Below are 15,121 nucleotides of genomic sequence, written 5' to 3'. Positions count from 1 at the left end.
TGGCCCATCTGCTTCACTGCCATCGCGATTCCCTCCGAGCTTCGTCTCAGAGAATCACAATCAGCGAATTACGCAACAGGCCCACAGGGGGAGAAGGAGAGATCGCGTTCGTTCACCCTTTCGCTGCCTCTTCGATCTTGGCGATGTCGATTTTGCTCATCTGCATCATCGCCTGCATCACCCGGCCGGCCTTTTCCCTGTCGGGGTCCAGCAGCAGCTTGGGCAACTGCTCGGGAACGACCTGCCAGGAGAGGCCGAACTTGTCCTTCAGCCAGCTGCACTGGCTGGGCTCGCCACCGCCCGCGATGAGCCTGTCCCAGAAATAGTCGACCTCTTCCTGCGTCTTGCAGTCGATGGAGAGCGAGACTGCCTGGGTGAACTTGAATTGCGGCCCGCCGTTGAGCGCCTGGAACTGAACGCCGTCGAGTTCGAATGAGACCATCAGCACCTTGCCCTCATTATCGCCACTGCCCTTGGGCCAGCGCATCACGCTCAGCACCTTCGAATTCTTGAAGATGGAGATGTAATGGTTCATGGCCTCCTCGGCCTGGTCGTCGAACCATAGGCAGGGGGTGATCTTTTGCATTCTCTTCCTCCTCGGACTGGTTTTGGCTTTGTTTTCACTCGCAAAACGGCCGGCTGGCGATTGATGCCCGACCCCGCCGTCTGCCCAAGGACGCTCGAGCAAAACCCGATCCGACAGCACCTCTGACTTTTTTACGATCTGGACCGGCTGCGTCTTTGGCTGGCGCTCGTTCCGCGCCCTGGCGCAGCGCAAAATTGTGGCCAGACCAGAGCTTGGCGTCTATAAGGCCTGCGGCTCAATTCCGGTTTTCCGCGCCTGTGCGGCGCGAGCAGACAGCAAGGACAGTTCAATGCCCGCCTACCGTTCCCGCACCACCACCCATGGCCGCAACATGGCCGGCGCCCGCGGCCTGTGGCGCGCCACCGGCATGAAGGATTCGGATTTCGGCAAGCCGATCATCGCCGTGGTCAATTCCTTCACCCAATTCGTGCCCGGCCATGTCCATCTGAAGGACCTAGGCCAGCTGGTTGCCCGCGAGATCGAAAAGGCCGGCGGCGTCGCCAAGGAATTCAACACCATAGCCGTCGACGACGGCATCGCCATGGGCCATGACGGCATGCTCTATTCGCTGCCGTCGCGAGAATTGATCGCCGACTCGGTCGAATACATGGTCAACGCGCATTGCGCCGACGCCATGGTCTGCATCTCGAATTGCGACAAGATCACGCCGGGCATGCTGATGGCGTCGCTGCGCCTCAACATCCCGACCGTCTTCGTCTCCGGCGGACCGATGGAGGCCGGCAAAGTGGTGCTCGCCGGCAAGAGCCAGGCGCTTGACCTGGTCGACGCTATGGTCGCGGCCGCTGACGACAAGGTGTCCGACGAGGACGTCAAGATCATCGAGCGATCGGCCTGTCCGACCTGCGGCTCGTGCTCGGGCATGTTCACCGCCAATTCGATGAACTGCCTGACCGAGGCGCTCGGCCTGTCGCTGCCCGGCAACGGCTCGACGCTGGCGACGCATGCCGACCGCAAGCGCCTGTTCGTCGAGGCCGGCCATCTGATCGTCGATCTCGCCCAGCGCTATTACGAGCAGGACGACGACACCGCGCTACCGCGCAGCATCGCCTCGAAGGGCGCCTTCGAGAACGCCATGACGCTCGACATCGCCATGGGCGGCTCGACCAACACCGTGCTGCACATCCTCGCCGCAGCACATGAGGGCGAGGTCGACTTCACCATGGAAGACATCGACCGGCTGTCGCGGCGGGTGCCGGTGCTGTGCAAGGTGGCGCCGGCCAAGGCCGACGTCCACATGGAGGACGTCCACCGCGCCGGCGGCATAATGGCGATCCTCGGCCAGCTGGATAGCGCCGGGCTGATCAACCGCGACCTGCCGACGGTGCACACCGCAAGCCTCGGCGAAGCGCTCGACCACTGGGATATCTCCCGCACGTCAAGCCAGAATGTCCGCGACTTCTTCCTCGCGGCACCCGGCGGCGTGCCGACGCAGGTCGCCTTCAGCCAGGACCGCCGCTGGGACGATCTCGATCTCGACCGCGAGACGGGCGTCATCCGCTCGGCCGAACATCCTTTCTCAAGGGATGGCGGCCTTGCCGTGCTGAAAGGCAATCTCGCGCTCGACGGTTGCATCGTGAAGACGGCCGGCGTCGATGAATCGATCCTGAAATTCACCGGTCCGGCAAGAGTGTTCGAAAGCCAGGACGCCAGCGTCAAGGCGATCCTGTCGAACGAGATCAAGGCCGGCGATGTCGTCGTTATCCGTTATGAAGGCCCGCGCGGCGGCCCCGGCATGCAGGAAATGCTCTACCCGACCAGCTATCTCAAATCGAAGGGCCTCGGCAAAGCCTGCGCACTGATCACCGACGGTCGTTTTTCCGGCGGCACCTCCGGCCTGTCGATCGGCCACGTCTCGCCGGAAGCGGCTGAAGGCGGTCTGATTGGGCTGGTCAGGGAAGGCGACACGATCGAGATCGACATCCCGAACCGCACCATCAGGCTTGCTGTCGGCGACGCGGAGCTCGCCGGCCGTCGTGCGGCGATGGAGGCCAAGGGACCAACTGCCTGGAAGCCCGAGGAAAAGCGCAAGCGCAAGGTGACGACGGCCTTGCGCGCCTATGCGGCGATGGCGACAAGTGCCGCCAAAGGGGCGGTGCGGTACGTGCCGGAATAGGCATGCTCTTCAAAGGGGTAACGATAGATGGATTTCGACCTTCTGGTGCGCGGCGGCACGCTGCCCGACGGCAGGATCGCCGATATCGGCATCGTCGGCGAAACGATCGCAGCGATTGAGCCCGAGCTGAACGTCAGCGCCGGCACGGCGATCGATGCCCGTGGCAATCTGGTCTCGCCGCCTTTCGTCGATCCGCATTTCCATATGGACGCAACGCTTTCGCTCGGCATTCCGCGCATCAATGTCTCTGGCACGTTGCTCGAAGGCATCTCGCTGTGGGGCGAGTTGAAGCCGCTTCTGACCCATGAGGCGGTGCGCGACCGTGCGCTTGCCTATTGCGACTGGGCGGTGTCGATGGGCCTGCTCGCCATCCGCACCCATGTCGATGTTTGCGACGACCGCCTGCTGGCGGTCGAAGCGCTGCTCGACGTGAAGAAGACCGTTGCGCCGTATATCGACCTGCAATTGGTCGCCTTCCCGCAGGACGGCTTCTATCGCTCGCCGACGGCGCGCAGCAACACCATCCGGGCGCTCGACATAGGCGTCGATGTCGTCGGCGGCATCCCGCATTTCGAGCGCACCATGGCCGACGGCACGCGCTCCGTCACCGAGCTCTGCGAGATCGCGGCCAAGCGCGGCCTGATGGTCGACCTGCATTGCGACGAGACTGACGATCCGCTGTCGCGCCACATCGAGCAGCTTGCCTATGAGACGCAGCGGCTCGGGTTGCAGGGCAGAGTGGCCGGCTCGCACCTGACATCGATGCATTCGATGGATAATTACTACGTTTCGAAGCTATTGCCGCTGATTGCCGAGGCCGGCGTTTCGGCGATCCCCAATCCGCTGATCAACATCATGCTGCAGGGCCGCCACGACACTTTTCCCAAGCGCCGCGGCCTGACGCGGGTCAAGGAGATGCTGGCGCACGGCATCCGCGTCGGCTGGGGCCAGGATTGCGTGCTCGACCCCTGGTATTCGCTGGGCACCGCAGACATGCTCGACGTCGCCTTCATGGGCCTGCACGTCGCCCAGATGTCGAGCCCGGCCGAGATGGCGAGCTGCTTCGACATGGTCACCAACGTCAATGCCGCCATCATGGGCCTCGATCACCTTGGCCTGGTGGTCGGCAAGCGCGCCAGCCTGGTCGTTCTCGATGCCGGCAACCCGGTCGAGGCGCTGCGGCTGCGCCCAGAGCGTCTCTGCGTCATTGCCAGGGGCAAGATGGTGGCCGAGCGCAGCCGGCAGGACACGCGGCTTTCGATCGCCGGAAGGCCGGGCACGGTGAACCGGCGCCACGCTTAAAGCGCGTCGCGCTCGACCGGCCTCATGCGACGCGCTTTAAGTTCCTGTTTTGACGCATGTCGTTGTCGCAAAACCGCTGCACACTTTTGCGCGACATGCATTAGTCCAGCCGATTTCCGGCACTGGTCTTACCGAATTCTCGATTTTCGCCTCGTCACGGCAGCTGCTTGCGACTACGACGCGGGTCACCGTACCCCACGGCGAGGAACCGGTAACGGAATGGCGCAGCCCGCAACCCAGTACTCAACGATCAGGAACGTGCTGCTGGCCGGCATCCTGCTGATGCTCGCCGGCGATTTCCTGTTTGCGCTGAACGATGCGATGGGCAAGTGGCTGGTTGCCAGTTTTTCCATCGGCCAGGTCGTGCTGATCCGCTCGATCGGCGCGTTTTTCATACTTGGGCCGATGATTGCCCATCAGGGTGCGGCCAAGCTGTTTCTCATGGAGCGGCCGGAGTTGCAGCTGCTGCGCGTGGTGATGACAACGCTTGACACGGCGCTGTTCTACGCGGCGGTCGTCTATCTGCCGCTCGCCGATGTGATGAGCTTCTACATGGCCGGGCCGATCTACGTCGCGGCGCTGTCGCACTTTTTGCTCGGCGAAAGGGTCGGCTGGCGCCGCTGGGCGGCTATCCTGCTCGGTTTCTGCGGCGTGCTGATCATGCTGAAGCCGTCGTCGGCCGCGTTCTCGCTGTCCTCGATGTTCGCGCTCGCCGGCAGCATTTCCTTTGCCTTCGCCATCATCCTCAATCGGCGGCTGCGCGGCACCAGCGACACTTCGCTGGTCACCTGGCAAACCATCGGCACGCTGCTGGTCGGCGCTGCGCTGACCCTCGGCAGCTGGAGGACGCCGTCCTCGCTCGATTTCGGCGCCATGCTGCTTCTCGGCATCGTCTCCTGCGGCGCGCATCTGATGATCACCAGGGCGTTGAAGCTGGCGCCGGCCTCGACCTTGGCGCCGCTGCATTACAGCCTGCTGTTGTGGGCAGTGGTCTTCGGCCTCGCCTTCTTCGGCGATGTGCCTGGGCCGCGCATCCTGATCGGCTCGGCCATCGTCGTGCTGGCCGGCCTGTTCATCTTCCACCGCCAGAAGGTGGTCGACACGGTACCGCCCGAAAACGTACCGAAGGGTGTGAATTAACCCCGGCGCACCGCCGCGAGATGCCGCGAAAATTCCGGCATCTCCATCAGTGCCTTGCAGCGCGCAAACCGGCCGTCTGCATAGGCGCGAAAGTCGTCGGCCGGATTTTTGTTGGCAAGCTGGATCAGTCCCCACAGCGTCCACAAAAGGTCGCACATCGCCTTGTAGATGACGACGCGGGCGCGCTCCGCCGGTCTCGGCTCGCCGCCGAAATAGGCCAGCATCATTTCCTCGTCCTGCGCGGCGTCGAATTGCCCTTCGACGCTGAGGTCGCCGAGATCCCAGAGCGGATCGTTCATGCCGGAATATTCCCAGTCGACGATCCACATCCTGTCGCCCGTATCGAGAAAGTTTTCGCATAGCGGGTCGCAGTGGCAGGCGACGATCGGCAGAGGTTGAGCCGCAAGTGCTGAGCGCACTGCCTCCGCCTCGCGGACCACATCGTGGTAGCCGGCAGGCAGGGCGACGTCCTTGGTTGACAGCACTTTCAGATAATCGTCGATCATCGCGAACAGCTCGAAGCGGAAGGGGAACACCGCGCCGGATGTGTGCAGTTTGCGAAAGGCCTTGCCGGCGCGTGCCGGGCTGCCCGGTCGGGTCTTGAATTTTTCCGGCGACATCGTCTCGGCGCCGGCGATGAAGCGGGTCACCAGCACGCCGGTCTCGGCATCGACATGCAGCACTTCCGGGCTGACCCCGGCCTTCGCCGCTTCCCGGGCCGCCACTGCCTCGTTGGCGCGGTTGATGTATTCCTCGGTACCCTTGCCGGGGATACGCAGGCAGAACTCCTTACCTCTGAAGACGAGGTTGGTCAGGCCGCCGAGCCGTTCCAGCGGGCCGTCATAGCCGGCCAGCATCGGAATGGCCGCAAGCGCGGCGCGTGCCTGGTCATCCGCCATGGCTTTCGCTCCTTTTCCCATCTTTATTGTCGCGACGACGGTTCCACAGTTTTCACCGTTTGGCTATCATCGCGTAGCGGATCAATACCAGGCGACGGAACAGCAATGACGGACAGCAAACAGCAGAGCGCACTCGCCGCAGCCTATGCGGCGAAGCGGCCGGAAGACGTAGCCGCGCTCTACGACAGCTGGGCCGGCACTTACGACGCCGACATGTTGGCGGCCGGCTATCGCCATCCCACCATCTGCCTTGCCTTGCTGGCCCGCCATCTGCCGCGCGGCGCCGCACCTCTGCTCGATGCCGGCGCCGGCACCGGGCTCATCGGCGAGTGGCTCGCCATTACCGGTTATCCGCAGGTCGAGGCGCTCGACATCTCGGAAGGCATGCTGGCGCAAGCGGCGCGCAAGGGCGTCTATTCGGCGCTTCACTGCCTGGCGCTTGGCGGGCCGCTGCCCTTCGTGGATGATGCCTATGCGGGGATCATCTCAGCCGGCGTCTTCACGTCGGGCCATGTCGGAGCCGAGGGTCTGGACGAGCTGATCCGCATCTGCCGGCCGGGCGGAGTGATCGTGCTGACGGTGAAGAACACTCTGTGGGACACGGGTTTTGCCGCGCGGATCGCCGAGCTCGAGGCGCAAGGCATCGTCACCCGCGCCGAGGAGACGCCGCCCTATGTCTCGATGCCAGGCGAGGCCGATACGGTGCCGAGCCGGGGGCTGGTGCTCATCGTGAACTGAGGCGGAAGGCTCTACGCCTTCACCCTTGCTCCCGTCGGATCGTAAAGCGGCTCGAGGTGAATCTTAGCCGGCGTCCGTTCCATTGCCACAACCAGCTCGTAGTCGCCGGAGGTGAGGAAATCATCGCTGACGCCATCGGCATTGCGCACATAGCCGTAGCCGATGTTCTTGCCGATGGTGTAGCCATAGCCGCCGCTGGTGAGATAACCGACCGCCTCGCCGTTGCGCAGGATGGTCTCGCGCCCGAGCAGCACGACGTCCGGATCGTCGACAGTGAAGCCGGCAAAGCGTTTCCTGAGCGTCGAGCCACCGAGCTTTTCAAGCGCCCGCCGGCCGAGGAAATCGGTGTTTTTCCTGAGCTTCACCGCCCAGCCGAGGCCGGCCTCCTGCGGCGTGTCGTTGGGCGTGATGTCGGCGCCCCAGGCGCGGTAGCCTTTTTCCAGCCGCAGCGATTCCAGCGCCCGGTAGCCGACCGGGCGGATGTCGTGGGTAGCGCCCGCCGCCATCAGCGCGTCGAAAACCTCGCCTGTCGCCGCGATCGGCGCATGCAATTCCCAGCCTAGTTCGCCAACATAGGTGACGCGCAGTGCCCGCACGGCGTGGCCGGCAATGGCGATCTCGCGAACATGGCCGAACGGAAAGGCGGCGTTCGAGACGTCAGCATCGGTCACCGCCGACAGCACGTCACGTGCGCGCGGCCCCATCAGCGACAATGTGCCGAAATCCTCGGTGACGTCGGTCAGCGTCACGTCGAACGCCCTGCCGATATGATCGGCAATCCAGGAGAAATCGTGCGTGCGGAACCCGGTGCCGGTGACGATGTAGAATTTTTCCTCACCGAGCCTCGCAACGGTCAAATCGGCCTCGATGCCGCCGCGCGTATTGAGGAGCTGTGTGTAGGTCAGCCGGCCGACCGGCTTGGCGACGTCATTGGCGCAGATCCAGTCCAGCGCCTTCAGCGCGTCGGCTCCGGTCATTTCGTATTTGGCAAACGACGATTGGTCGAAAATGCCGATCTTTTCGCGCACATGGCGATGCTCGTCGCCGACGGGTGAAAACCAGTTCTGCCGGCCCATCGAATAGACGTCCTTCGGCTCGACGCCTGCCGGCGCGAACCAGTTCGGCCGCTCCCAGCCAAGTTTCGAGCCGAACACGGCGCGATGTTTTTGCAGCCGCTCGTACAAAGGTGAGACGATGCGGGGCCGTCCGCTGACATATTCCTCATGCGGGAAGCCGATCGTGTAGTGCTTGCCGTACGCTTCCAGCGTGCGGTCGCCGACCCATTTCCGGTCGCGGTGCAGGTCGGAGAAGCGGCGGATGTCGACCACCCACAAATCGAGCGGCGCCTCGCCGTCGACGACCCATTGCGCCAGCGCCCAGCCGGCGCCGCCGCCGGACGCGATGCCGAAGGCATTGAAGCCGGCGCCGACGAACATATTGGGGCATTCCGGCGCCACGCCGAGGATGAAATTGCCGTCCGGCGTAAAGCTCTCCGGCCCGTTGATCATCTGCTTGACGCCGACATTGGCAAGCGCCGGGACGCGCTCGATCGCCTGGCTCATATGCTGCTCGAAATGATCGTAATCATCGTCGAACAGCCGGAACTCCCAATCGTCGGGCACATCGCCGCCGGGCAGGCCGGTCGTCCACGCCTGCGGGTTCGGCTCGTAGCCGCCCATCACCAACCCGCCGACCTCCTCCTTGAAATAGGTGCGGCGATCGGGGTCGCGAATTGTCGGCGCGTCGGTCGCCAGGCCGACGATCTTCTCGGTGATGATGTACTGGTGCTTCACCGGCTGCAGCGGCACGTTGATGCCGGCCAGCGCACCCACCTGCCGCGCCCATTGCCCGGCGCAGTTCACCACCTTGTCGCAGGCGATATCGCCCCTGTTCGTCCTAACCTTGACGATCCGGCCGTTGGTCATTTCAAAGCCGGTGACCCGCACCTCCTCGAACAATTTTGCGCCATGCATGCGCGCGCCCTTGGCCAGCGACTGGGTGATGTCGGACGGGCTTGCCTGTCCGTCGCTCGGCAGCCAGGAAGCGCCGACGAGATCGCCGGTCTCCAGCAGCGGCCACATTTTCCTGACCTCGGCCGGCGACAGCAACTGCATCTCCATGCCGAAGCTCTTCGCCGTCGTCGCCAGCCTCTTATACTCGGTCCAGCGGTCGGCGTTGGTGGCGAGGCGCAGGCAACCGGTCATCTTCCAGCCGGTGGCCAGGCCGGTTTCGGCCTCCAGCCCCTTGTAGAGATCGACCGAATATTTAAGCACACGCGTGATCGATGCCGACGAGCGCAGCTGGCCGACCAGCCCGGCGGCATGCCAGGTCGAGCCCGAGGTCAGCCTGCCCTGTTCGAGCAGGACGATATCGGCCTTATGGTCGCGCGCCAGATGATAGGCCGTCGAACAGCCGATGATGCCACCACCGATGACGACGATGCCGGCCTGGGCGGGCAAAGTCATGATGCCCGCACCCGGTATTTGGTGCGGTAGTTTTCCAGGGCGGCTTCGAGCCGCGTCAGGTTTTCGTCGGTGTAGGCGGCGTAGTCGATGCCGGGCGCGTCTAGGTAAAGCTCGGAAACCATGCCCCACATGGCCTCGCGCAGCAGCGACGCGCATTGCATGGCTGCGTGCGAGCGCCGTATCGCCTCGTCCGGCTCCTTCATGAAATAGGCGGTCAGGAAGGCGAAGGATTCCTCGTCGCTCATGCCGGCATTCGAGGCCGCGCCGGCAAGGTCGAACATCGCGGTGTTGAAGCCGGCATATTCGAAATCGATGAGCCACAGCCTGTGGCCGTCGTCGATGATGTTAGCCGGCAGAAGATCATTGTGGCCGAAGACGATCGGCAGCAGTTTTTGCGCGCGCTCGAGCTCGTCCGCCAGTGTAAGCAGGCGTGGCAGTTCGCTCAGTTTGCGGCTGCCGCCTTCCTCCAGCGTGCGCGCATAGTCGCGAATGACGTGAAACACCCAGAACATGAAGCCGGCGCCGGAGACATGACCGGGCATCTCCCGATGGAAGCCGCGCAGCAGGGCGGCAACGCGGCCGAGATCGGCGCGAACGTCTTGCGCTACATAGGCCTTGGCGCCGAGATACTCCGTCACCATCACGCCGGGTTCCGTATGGCGAACGGCCGGAGCGAAGCCTGCGGCGTGTGCCGCCCGCGCGGTCATCATCTCGCGCTCGCGAAAGACATGGTGGAACGGATAGTCCTGGCCGATGCGCACGACATGCCGCCCAGCCGCGTCCTTGACCAGATAATTGGCGTTGCTCAACCCGCCCGGCAGCGGCGCAATGTCGATGCTGCCGGTCCAGCACGGCAGCGCGCGGATGCGGTCTTCGTCAGTCACAACTTTATCCCTCATTGGCCAAAGCTTCGACAGGACGCGGTGGATGGCGCAACGAGGACGGTCGGCCGGAGATGCGAAGATCTCGTCGGTGCAGATCCCGGGATCGGTTTCCCGCACCGCACCGACGAGCCCCTTGTGCCGGGTTCTTCGACGCCGGCATCCGCCCCCGCGGATCTGAAAAATTCTCTTTCCTGTGCCGGACAAGCTCCGAGCGTTCGGCAAGCGAATTTTGGTGCGGCTCAGCCATCGTTCTCCCGCGGCAGCTCCGAGCCTGTCACCGGAGCAATGTCGCGCCCGGACATGCGGCTTGTCAACGCAATGTTGTGGCTTTTTCTGCTTTTTTGCCCGGAATGCCTAAGATTTTCTGTAATATGCGGCATTTATGCCTTAGAAGCGGTCAATGGTGCAACAATCCGACGGGAATGGAACCGATGGTCCAGTCGAAGCGGCATGGCGAAATCCTGCGCCTCCTCAAGGAGGAAGGCACCGTCACCATTGCCAGCCTGGCCGACCGGCTGGGCGTCTCGCTGGAGACGGTGCGCCGCGACGTCAAGCCGCTTACCAGTGACGGCTCCATCCTCAAGATGCACGGCGCCGTCGGCCTGCCCTCGATCGCCGGCGAGGCGCCGTTCGAGCGGCGCATGCGCGAGAACGCCGACGCCAAGCGGGTGATTGCCCGCATGGTCGCCGCCACCATCCGCGACGGCGAATCGATCATGCTCGACACCGGCACCACCACCTCTTTCCTGGCCCGGGAACTGCTCGGCCACCGGCGGCTGACGGTCGTCACCAATTCCTCCGACATTGCCCGGACACTGGCAACCGTCAACGGCAACAAGGTTTATATGGCCGGCGGCGAGCTGCGCAGCGATTCCGGCGCTGCCTTCGGCGTCTCGGCCATCGAATTCGTCAGCCGCTTCTCCGTCAACCACGCGGTCATTTCGACCGGCGCGGTCGGTGCCGTAACAGGCGTGATGGACTATGATCTGGAAGAGGCGGAATTCGCCCGCATGGTGCTGTCGCGCGGCCAGCGTTCGCTTGTCGTCACCGACCACAGCAAATTCGGCCGCCAGGGCCTGGTTCAGGTCTGCGGCTTCGACGGCTTTTCCGAACTTGCCACCGACCGGCCGCCGCCGCGCGACATCGCCGCCGCCCTCGCAGAGGCCGGCGCGCGGCTCAGCATCGCGGATGGCGAAAGTAAGAGCCGACCTCTATCGGAAGATCGGCACTAGCGCCCACTTCCCAGCACCGCCTCTGCCGTGTTTAGTCCGGCCATGGCTTTCACCATCCGCCAATTGCAATTCTTCATCGCCGTCGCCGAGCAAGGCACGGTGTCGGGCGCCGCCCAGAACCTGTCGATCTCGCAATCCTCCGTCACCGAGGCGATCAAGGAGCTGGAACACGACCTCGGCGTCGAATTGTTCGAGCGTCACCCGCGCGGCTTGAACATCACCCATAAGGGCCACCAATTCCTGCGTCACGCGACGAAGATCCTCGCCGACGTTTCCGATGCGCGCCGCGCCTTCTTCGGCGAACAGACTGCGGCAAGCGGGCGGCTGCAGCTCGGCGTCACCTCGCTGGTCGCCGGCTATGTGCTGTCCGATCTTCTCGCCCGCTACCGCCGCGCTTTCCCGGGCGTCGAGGTCTCGGCGATCGAGGACAATGGCGACTACCTCGAACATCTGCTGATCGGCGGCAAGCTCGATATCGCCGTCATGGTCACCTCGAACCTGCGCGACCGCACGGCGCTGCAATCCGAAATCCTCGAAGTCTCGGCCTATCGGCTATGGCTGCCGCTCGGCCATCCCTTGGCCGGCGCCGACATCATCGAAATTGGCGACATCGCCTCGGAACCGCTGATCATGCTGACCGTCGACGAGATCGAGGAGAACACCGGAAAGCTGCTGACAGCGATCGGCGCCAAGCCGCATGTCGCCTTCCGCACCCGCTCGGTCGAAGCGGTGCGCAGCCTTGTCGCCACCGGCGCCGGGGTGGCGCTGCTGCCCGACCTCGTCTACCGGCCATGGTCGCTGGAAGGCGACCGCATCGAGTCGCGCGATATTTCGGGGTCGTTGCCGGTCGTCCAGGTCGGCATGGTGTGGCGGCGCGGATCCGGCCTGCCGCAGGCGGCGCGCGACTTCATCGGACTTGCCCAGTCGCAGCGGATGGTTCGCCAACGGCCCGAGAAGATCGGCCGCTGATCAATCGGACAAACCGATATCGGCTTTCTGATAAATGAATTTGCGAAACCGGAAGATTCGCAGCACTTTCCGTCAGGGAACAAAGCTGCCGGAGCACGGCCCCTTGGAGCCGCGCATCCACGTTTTTGAACGGCATGACCTTTGGGCGAAAACCGAAAGCGGCTTTCGGGGTCATGCAAAAACGGGAGATCGACGATGAATTCATTGCTGAAATCATGCACTGCCTTGACGGTTGCGCTGACCTTCTCCGGCCAGGCCATCGCCCAGGTCAAGGCACTCGGCAAGGGTGAAGGCGAGGTCAGTATTGTCGCCTGGCCGGGCTATATCGAGCGCGGCGAAACCGACAAGGGCTATGACTGGGTCACTTCCTTCGAAAAGGAAACCGGCTGCAAGGTCAACGTCAAGACCGCCAACACTTCCGACGAGATGGTCTCGCTGATGAACGAGGGCGGCTTCGACCTTGTCACCGCCTCCGGCGACGCCTCGCTGCGCCTGGTTGCCGGCAAGCGCGTCCAGCCGATCAACACCGACCTCGTCCCGAGCTGGAAGACGGTCGACGACCGGCTGAAGGATGCGCCCTGGTTCACCGTCGGCGGCGTCCATTACGGCGTCCCCTATCAGTGGGGGCCGAACGTGCTGATGTACAACACCGAGGTGTTCAAGGAAGCGCCGAAGAGCTGGAACGTCGTGTTCGAGGAAATGAACCTGCCCGACGGCAAATCGAACAAGGGCCGCGTCCAGGCCTATGACGGGCCGATCCACATCGCCGACGCCGCCAACTACCTGATGGCCCACAGACCGGAGCTCGGCATCAAGGACCCTTACGAGTTGACCGAGGACCAGTACAAGGCGGCGCTTGATCTGCTGCGCGTCCAGCGTACGCTGGTCGGACGCTACTGGCACGACGCCGCCATCCAGGTCGACGATTTCCAGAACGAAGGCGTCGTCGCCTCCGGTTCATGGCCCTACCAGGTCAACACGCTGGTCGCCGCCAAGAAGCCGGTCGCCTCGACCATCCCCGAGGAAGGCGTCACCGGCTGGGCCGACACGACCATGATGGAGGCCGATGCGGCCCACCCGAACTGCGCCTATATGTGGCTGGAGCATTCGCTGTCGCCGAAAGTGCAGGGCGACGTTTCCGCCTGGTTCGGTTCGCTGCCGGTGGTGCCCGCGGCCTGCAAGGGCAACGATCTGCTCGGCGAAGAGGGCTGCAAGACCAACGGCTACGAGAATTTCGACAAGATCAAGTTCTGGAAGACGCCGGTGTCCAAATGCGCCACCCAGAACGACCAGTGCGTGCCTTACTACCGCTGGGTGTCGGACTATATCGGCGTCATCGGCGGGCGGTGATTTCGTTTCGCTCGTTCTGAGAGCGCAGTGCTGCCCCTCACCCCTACCCTCTCCCCGTGAAGAACGGAGAGAGGGGGATCGCCGGCGTTTCGGTCAGTCCCTTCTCCCCGTCCTTCACGGGGAGAAGGTGCCGGCGGCGGATGAGGGGCAGCGCCATCGCCTGAATTTTGAAGAGCCTGGCAGATCAGGACAGCCCATGACCTCCGCCGTTTCCTTCGCCAGAGTCTCCCGCCATTTCGGCAGTGTGCGTGCCGTCGACGCGGTCGATCTCGATATCGTGCCGGGCGAGTTCTTCGCCATGCTCGGGCCTTCCGGCTCGGGCAAGACAACCTGCCTGCGCCTCATCGCCGGCTTCGAGCAGCCGACGGCGGGCGCGATCTCGATCTTCGGCGAGCGCGCCGAGGGCGTTCCGCCCTATCGCCGCAACGTCAACACCGTATTCCAGGACTATGCGCTGTTTCCGCATCTCAACGTGCTCGACAACGTCGCCTATGGGCTGATGGTCAAGGGCGTTGGCAGACCGGAGCGGCAGAAGGCGGCGGAAGAGGCGCTGTCGCTGGTGCGGCTTCCCGGCTACGGCGCCCGCCGCCCCGGCCAGATTTCCGGCGGCCAGCGCCAGCGTGTCGCGCTCGCCCGCGCGCTGGTCAACCAGCCCAAGGTGCTGCTGCTCGACGAGCCGCTCGGCGCGCTCGACCTCAAGCTGCGCGAGAACATGCAGGAAGAGCTGAAGTCGCTGCAGAAGGCGCTCGGCATCACCTTCGTCTTCGTCACCCACGACCAGGGCGAGGCGCTGTCGATGGCCGACCGCGTCGCCGTCTTCAACGACGGCAAGATCATGCAGATCGGCACGCCCGAGGACATCTACCAGCGGCCGAAGACGCGCTTTGTCGCCGATTTCGTCGGCTCGTCCAATGTGCTGCCGCCAGATTTCGTCCAGCTTCATTGCGGCCAGCATCGCTGGGGCAGCCTGCGCCCTGAATCCATTCGCGTAGGCCGCGCGGCCAAGGGCGAAGGCGTGGCCGCCCGCCTGGTGTCGACCAATTATCTCGGCGCCACGACGAGATTGGCGCTCGATGCCGACGGGCTGAGGTTGCACGCCATCGTGCCGGCGGGTGCTGCCTTGCCGGAAGAGGGCGAGGCGGTCGTGCTCACCTTCAACCGCGAGCATTTGCATCTGATGGACGAGCCGGGATGATGAAGGTTTGCGCAGTGCACCCCCCTCTGTCCTACCGGATATCTCCCCCGCAAGGGGGGAGATTGGCCGCCACCACTGGCTTCGCCAATCTCGAGCGTTGCAGAACTGGCGGGGCAGACAAGCTGCTGATCTCCCCCCTTGCGGGCAGGGGAATCGCATATGGCGATTTTGGGGTTGAGTTTAGGCTGAGAAAGGATTCTTTGGAGAGGCAGTTGAGCGAAGGAGCG

12 protein-coding genes are annotated in these 15,121 nt (G+C 63.9%); 8 read left to right on the top strand and 4 right to left on the bottom strand.

Translation table 11 applies throughout. The features are described 5' to 3' along the window. Positions 1-112 precede the first annotated feature (112 nt). On the bottom strand, positions 113-586 hold the full coding sequence (locus NKH80_RS29590; RefSeq protein ID WP_352702460.1) for a VOC family protein: 474 nt from the start codon (positions 584-586) through the stop codon (positions 113-115). Between the two features lie 289 nt (positions 587-875). Between NKH80_RS29590 and ilvD the strand changes: the two genes are divergently transcribed. The 3 genes from ilvD (at position 876) to NKH80_RS29575 (ending at position 5,162) form a co-directional block, all read left to right on the top strand. Further along, positions 876-2,720, top strand: coding sequence for a dihydroxy-acid dehydratase (ilvD, locus tag NKH80_RS29585; protein WP_352995527.1), 1,845 nt, complete (start codon positions 876-878; stop codon positions 2,718-2,720). Between the two features lie 27 nt (positions 2,721-2,747). After that, positions 2,748-4,022 carry an amidohydrolase family protein gene (locus tag NKH80_RS29580; RefSeq protein ID WP_352995523.1) on the top strand — a complete coding sequence of 425 codons (1,275 nt, stop codon included), beginning with the start codon at positions 2,748-2,750 and terminating at the stop codon, positions 4,020-4,022. A gap of 219 nt (positions 4,023-4,241) precedes the next feature. Beyond that, positions 4,242-5,162, top strand: a complete 921-nt coding sequence (locus NKH80_RS29575; RefSeq protein ID WP_352995520.1) for a DMT family transporter — start codon at positions 4,242-4,244, stop codon at positions 5,160-5,162. Here the strand turns inward: NKH80_RS29575 and NKH80_RS29570 are convergent. Continuing rightward, the gene (locus NKH80_RS29570; RefSeq protein WP_352995518.1) at positions 5,159-6,061 is read right to left on the bottom strand and encodes a phosphotransferase; all 903 of its coding nucleotides are present in this window, start codon (positions 6,059-6,061) and stop codon (positions 5,159-5,161) included. The two genes, NKH80_RS29575 and NKH80_RS29570, sit on opposite strands and share 4 nt — an antisense overlap. Positions 6,062-6,166: 105 nt before the next feature. On the opposite strand from NKH80_RS29570, the gene NKH80_RS29565 reads away from it, so the two are divergent. Continuing rightward, positions 6,167-6,799, top strand: coding sequence for a class I SAM-dependent DNA methyltransferase (locus NKH80_RS29565; RefSeq protein WP_352995516.1), 633 nt, complete (start codon positions 6,167-6,169; stop codon positions 6,797-6,799). Positions 6,800-6,810: 11 nt separating this feature from the next. Here NKH80_RS29565 and NKH80_RS29560 read toward each other — a convergent pair whose 3' ends face one another. Both NKH80_RS29560 and NKH80_RS29555 read right to left on the bottom strand, forming a co-directional pair. Next, a complete protein-coding gene (locus NKH80_RS29560) occupies positions 6,811-9,264 on the bottom strand; it encodes a GcvT family protein (protein ID WP_352995513.1) in 2,454 nt (817 codons plus the stop codon). Continuing rightward, positions 9,261-10,148, bottom strand: a complete 888-nt coding sequence (locus NKH80_RS29555; protein WP_352995510.1) for a phosphotransferase — start codon at positions 10,146-10,148, stop codon at positions 9,261-9,263. Before NKH80_RS29555 ends, NKH80_RS29560 begins: the two co-directional genes overlap by 4 nt. A 431-nt stretch (positions 10,149-10,579) precedes the next feature. Here NKH80_RS29555 and NKH80_RS29550 point away from each other — a divergent pair, with 431 nt between their 5' ends. The 4 genes from NKH80_RS29550 to NKH80_RS29535 all read left to right on the top strand — a co-directional run bounded on the left by NKH80_RS29550 (position 10,580) and on the right by NKH80_RS29535 (position 14,894). Next, the gene (locus NKH80_RS29550; protein ID WP_352995507.1) at positions 10,580-11,380 is read left to right on the top strand and encodes a DeoR/GlpR family DNA-binding transcription regulator; all 801 of its coding nucleotides are present in this window, start codon (positions 10,580-10,582) and stop codon (positions 11,378-11,380) included. Positions 11,381-11,422: 42 nt separating this feature from the next. After that, complete coding sequence (locus tag NKH80_RS29545) at positions 11,423-12,349, top strand: LysR family transcriptional regulator (RefSeq protein ID WP_352995504.1); 927 nt, start codon at positions 11,423-11,425, stop codon at positions 12,347-12,349. Positions 12,350-12,544: 195 nt separating this feature from the next. After that, entirely contained in the window at positions 12,545-13,699 is a 1,155-nt protein-coding gene (locus tag NKH80_RS29540) for an ABC transporter substrate-binding protein (RefSeq protein ID WP_352995501.1), read from the top strand. 196 nt (positions 13,700-13,895) lie between these two features. Further along, positions 13,896-14,894 (top strand): ABC transporter ATP-binding protein, encoded by a 999-nt coding sequence (locus NKH80_RS29535; protein ID WP_352995498.1) that lies wholly within the window; start codon positions 13,896-13,898, stop codon positions 14,892-14,894. Positions 14,895-15,121: the final 227 nt, after the last annotated feature.

Source organism: Mesorhizobium sp. M0904 (assembly GCF_040319475.1).
Taxonomy (GTDB): Bacteria; Pseudomonadota; Alphaproteobacteria; order Rhizobiales; family Rhizobiaceae; genus Mesorhizobium.
Note: the sequence above shows the minus strand (reverse complement) of the source record. Positions and strands in the feature narration are given on the sequence as shown.

Coding starts and splice junctions, on each gene's coding strand:
- NKH80_RS29580 (WP_352995523.1), top strand. CDS start 2,748: ATGGATTTCGACCTTCTGGTGCGCGGCGGCACGCTGCCCGACGGCAGG.
- NKH80_RS29570 (WP_352995518.1), bottom strand. CDS start 6,061: ATGGCGGATGACCAGGCACGCGCCGCGCTTGCGGCCATTCCGATGCTG.
- ilvD (WP_352995527.1), top strand. CDS start 876: ATGCCCGCCTACCGTTCCCGCACCACCACCCATGGCCGCAACATGGCC.
- NKH80_RS29560 (WP_352995513.1), bottom strand. CDS start 9,264: ATGACTTTGCCCGCCCAGGCCGGCATCGTCGTCATCGGTGGTGGCATC.
- NKH80_RS29575 (WP_352995520.1), top strand. CDS start 4,242: ATGGCGCAGCCCGCAACCCAGTACTCAACGATCAGGAACGTGCTGCTG.
- NKH80_RS29550 (WP_352995507.1), top strand. CDS start 10,580: ATGGTCCAGTCGAAGCGGCATGGCGAAATCCTGCGCCTCCTCAAGGAG.
- NKH80_RS29540 (WP_352995501.1), top strand. CDS start 12,545: ATGAATTCATTGCTGAAATCATGCACTGCCTTGACGGTTGCGCTGACC.
- NKH80_RS29590 (WP_352702460.1), bottom strand. CDS start 586: ATGCAAAAGATCACCCCCTGCCTATGGTTCGACGACCAGGCCGAGGAG.
- NKH80_RS29545 (WP_352995504.1), top strand. CDS start 11,423: ATGGCTTTCACCATCCGCCAATTGCAATTCTTCATCGCCGTCGCCGAG.
- NKH80_RS29565 (WP_352995516.1), top strand. CDS start 6,167: ATGACGGACAGCAAACAGCAGAGCGCACTCGCCGCAGCCTATGCGGCG.
- NKH80_RS29535 (WP_352995498.1), top strand. CDS start 13,896: ATGACCTCCGCCGTTTCCTTCGCCAGAGTCTCCCGCCATTTCGGCAGT.